Annotated in this window: 1 protein-coding gene; it reads right to left on the bottom strand. The window is 70.3% G+C overall.

Going from position 1 to position 1059, the window contains the following annotated elements; translation table 11 throughout:
- Window positions 1-64: 64 nt before the first annotated feature.
- Window positions 65-679, bottom strand: a complete 615-nt coding sequence (locus AOK15_RS41240) for a TetR/AcrR family transcriptional regulator C-terminal domain-containing protein (protein WP_055524406.1) — start codon at window positions 677-679, stop codon at window positions 65-67.
- Window positions 680-1059: the final 380 nt, after the last annotated feature.

The following is a 1059-nucleotide window of genomic DNA, read 5'->3' as shown; positions in this document are numbered from 1 at the left end:
GTGGAAGGTGGGCAAGGGGGGTGGGGGCTGAGCGGGCCGTGCTGTGCGGGGTCGCGCCTCCCGGTCACGTGGGCAGGAGCGCCCGGAAACCGGTGATGAGGGCGCGGAGACCGATGTCGAAGGCGAGGTCGGCGCGGCGGTGGTCGTGCGGGAGGTCATCGAGTGCGGTGGCGAGGTGCGGGGCGGTCTCCCGGGGTACGTCGGCGACCAGCACCGGCGGGGCCACGAGGTCGAGGGCCGAGCCGAGGATGAAGCTCTCCATCGCGTTGATCAGGGGCATGACCTGGTGTGCGGCGAAGCCGGCGGTCAGCAGGAGTTCCGCGACCTTCTCGTACATCGCGTACAGGAAGGGCTCGCCCAGCGGGGCGGCGGCGAGCAGCGGCACCGCCCCGGCGTGCCCGGCGAAGGCCGTGCGGTAGGAGCGGGCCCAGTCCTCCAGCGCCTGCTCCCAGGGCTGGGCCGGGTCCCAGGCGTCGGGGCTGGTCTCCAGGGCCAGTTCCTCCCGCATGAGCGAGATGATCTCGTCCCGGCCGGAGACGTGGTGGTAGAGCGCCGAGGGAGCCACGCCGAGTTCCCTGGCCAGGGCGGGGATGGTGAGGGTCCCTTGGTCGTCGGCGAGTCTCAGCGCCGCGGCGCCGATGCGTCGGCGGTCCAGCAGAGGCGTGCGCGGCCTGGGCACATGGGCTCCTCTTCGTGCGTCTGTCCCCGGTGCGGGCGGAAGGACCGCCTCGCACCCGGGCCATCCGAACTTTACCGAATGACTTTCAGTAAAACTCTTCCCGAGCCTCCGGGAGACCCCTACATTACCGAAACCGAATCGGTTTCAGTTCTGTTGTGTCGCTCCGCTCTCTCGCCCGATCCGTCGCTCCGACCTCTTGTGCCGATCTGTCGTTCCGACGGAAGGTGCACAGACATCCGGAGGGACGTCATGGACGGTAGAGGTACGGCACCGTCACCGCCGGCCCGCGGCGCGGCAGAACAGCGACCGACGTCCGTCGACCTCACGGCAGCACGCGGAGACCCCCATGACCGAGCCCCACACCTCCACCGCTCCCCCAC

It is taken from the genome of Streptomyces ossamyceticus (genome assembly GCF_001418475.1).
Taxonomy (GTDB): Bacteria; Actinomycetota; Actinomycetes; order Streptomycetales; family Streptomycetaceae; genus Streptomyces; species Streptomyces ossamyceticus.
Note: the sequence above shows the minus strand (reverse complement) of the source record. Positions and strands in the feature narration are given on the sequence as shown.